This window comes from Actinomycetota bacterium (genome assembly GCA_030774015.1).
Taxonomy (GTDB): Bacteria; Actinomycetota; UBA4738; order UBA4738; family JACQTL01; genus JALYLZ01.
On record JALYLZ010000155.1, the window covers coordinates 1 to 2,422 of the forward strand.

Annotated in this window: 3 protein-coding genes; 1 reads left to right on the forward strand and 2 read right to left on the reverse strand. The window is 75.2% G+C overall.

Annotation, left to right across the window (positions count from 1 at the left end; translation table 11 throughout):
- On the reverse strand, positions 1 to 732 hold a 732-nt coding region (locus tag M3Q23_15460), incomplete at its 3' end, for a dihydroorotate dehydrogenase (quinone) (GenBank protein ID MDP9343455.1).
- Positions 733 to 755: 23 nt separating this feature from the next.
- Between M3Q23_15460 and M3Q23_15465 the strand changes: the two genes are divergently transcribed.
- Positions 756 to 1,262, forward strand: a complete 507-nt coding sequence (locus tag M3Q23_15465; GenBank protein ID MDP9343456.1) for an orotate phosphoribosyltransferase — start codon at positions 756 to 758, stop codon at positions 1,260 to 1,262.
- Here the strand turns inward: M3Q23_15465 and M3Q23_15470 are convergent.
- Positions 1,220 to 2,422: purine/pyrimidine permease (locus tag M3Q23_15470; GenBank protein MDP9343457.1), on the reverse strand; the 1,203-nt coding region annotated here is incomplete at its 5' end. The two genes, M3Q23_15465 and M3Q23_15470, sit on opposite strands and share 43 nt — an antisense overlap.

Genomic DNA, 2,422 nt, shown 5'->3' on the forward strand with positions numbered 1-2,422 from the left:
GCGGCCCGTCGACAGCCGGGGCTCGTCGACGGGCATGGTGTTGAAGCAGGTCAGGCCCTCGGCCCCACCGTCCACGGCGGCCCGGGCCAGCGCCACGACCTCGGCGGGGTCGTCCCCCGGCGGCAGCTTCACGAACAGCGGCTTCGTCGTGTGCGGCCCGAGGGCCTCCAGAACGCGGCTCAGATGCTCCCGCCGCTCCCGTGGCGACGCCCAGGCCAGGCTGGGGCTGCTCACGTTCAGCTCGATCCCTTCGGCGTGTGGCCCGACAAGCGCATGCGCGGCCAGGACGTCGTCCACCTCCTCGGCCGCCAGGCTCACGATGACCGGAGCGGTCTTGCGGTAACGGGCCATCCGCTTCGCGGCGAAGCCGGCGCCGCGGTTCGGCAGGCCCATCGCGTTCACGATGGCTCGGTCGCCCGGACGGCGGACGATCCGGGGCTTCGGGTTCCCCCGGCGCGGAGCCCGGGTCAGCGACCCCCCCACCGCGTACCCGAACCCGAGGTCGCCCAGCGCCGACAGGAACCGGCAGCTCTTGTCGAACCCGGCGGCCAGCCCCACCGGGTTCCGCAGCGGGATGCCGGCCATGGTGACGCCGAGGACGGGATCGTCGGCCACGCCCCCGATGGCCTTCCAGGGCAAGGGAAGCCGGAGCACCGTCCCGGCCACCCGATGGGCCGCCTCGGGAGGAAGGGCGAAGAACAGGGGGCGACCCACCGCGCGGTACAGGCCCATCGACGCCCTATGCTACCCGGGCCATGCCCGGCGACCTCGTCGATCGCCTCATCGCCGCATCGGAGCTCCACGGTGACTTCGTGCTGTCCTCCGGGAAGCGCTCCACCGTGTACTTCGACAAGTTCCGCTTCCTCACCGACCCGGCGCTGCTGCGCGAACTGGCCTCGGAGGTCCGCACGCTGGTCCCCGAGGGCGTCACCCACCTGGCCGCCCCCGAGGGCGCCGCCACGCTCCTGCTGGCCGCCGTCTCGCTGGAGGCGGGCCTGCCCATGGTGGTGGTCCGCAAGGAGCCCAAGGCCTACGGGACCCGGGCCCAGGTGGAGGGCGCGCTTCCCGACGGTGCCCGCGTGGCCCTGCTGGAGGACGTGAGCACCACCGGCCACCAGGTCGAGGCGGCGGCCCGGGCCCTGGAGGCCGCCGGAGCGCGGGTGGAGCTGATCATCCTGGTGATCGACCGGGGCGGCGCCGACTCGCTTGGCGCCGCCGGCTACCGCGTGGAGGCGGTGGCCTCGCTCCGGCCTCGCGACTGACCTTCCCGTCGCAGGAGCAGCGCCTCCCCCACCAGAGCCACCAGCAGCCCGATCCCCACCGGGCTGGCGGCCACGTACTGGAGCCCGCGGGGCAGCCAGTCCGGCGGCCCCGGTACCAGCAACCCCCCGGCCACCAGCGACAGCGCGAACACGGCGGCACGGGCTCGATTCCAGCGCGTTCGCCGGAGGATGCGCAGGGCCAGCACCGTGAGCGACGCCATCACGGCCAGCAGCACATCGGCCGCCAGCGCCTCCGGGAGGCGCAGGACGAACCGGACGGCCGCCGGGGTCAGCGCCACCGCGGCCAGCGCCACACAGGCCAGGGCCAGCGACGGCCGGGCCAGGACGGGGTCGCGGGCCGCCAGCGCCGCCGAGTCCGCCCGCGGCACCGACCCCACGCCGGGAACGACACCCTGCACCGCGTGGCTCAGCCCGGTCACGACGAACGCGGGGGCCAGGCGGCGGCCCGAGACCTTGGTGCCGGTCGCCGCCGAGACGGCGTTGAGGGTGGCCAGGCCGTTCAGCCCGGCCAGCAGTCCGCCGATGGCCACCGGCAGCGCCACGGCGGGGTCGAACGCCGGACGGACGATGGCCAGCCCCAGCATCGATCCACCGGACGGGGCCGACCCCAGCGACCCGGCGGCCAGGAACACGGCCAGGCCGGCCAGGAACCCCAGCAGGATGGAGAGCGTTCGCCACACGCCGGCGGCCCACAGATCGAGCGACAGCGAGATGCCCACCACCAGGACGAAGGCGACGGGGCGGGCTCCCGGCCACCCCGGCCAGGCCGGCCCGCCCGGCCCGCCCGCGCCCACGGCGTCGGGGAGGAGGGCCCAGGCGATGGCGGCGGCGAGCAGCAGCAGGAAGATCGCGGTGACGAACTGCGTGTACACACGGGCCACGGCCCGGGCCAGGCCGGTGACGCCGATCACGGCCAGCACCACCCCCGACAGCACGAGCCCGCCGGCCACGGCCCGGACCGGATCGTTCGGATGTGCGTGGTCGAGGGCCAGCAGGATGGCCGCCAGGATGACGGAGGCGGGCCCCTCGAAGGCCGGAAGGCGGTGGCCGGCCAGCAGCTGGGCCACCGTGAAGATGGCCACGAACAGCAGGGCCCGTCCCACGAACGCCTCCGCGTCGGCGCCGGTGAACCCGAGCGC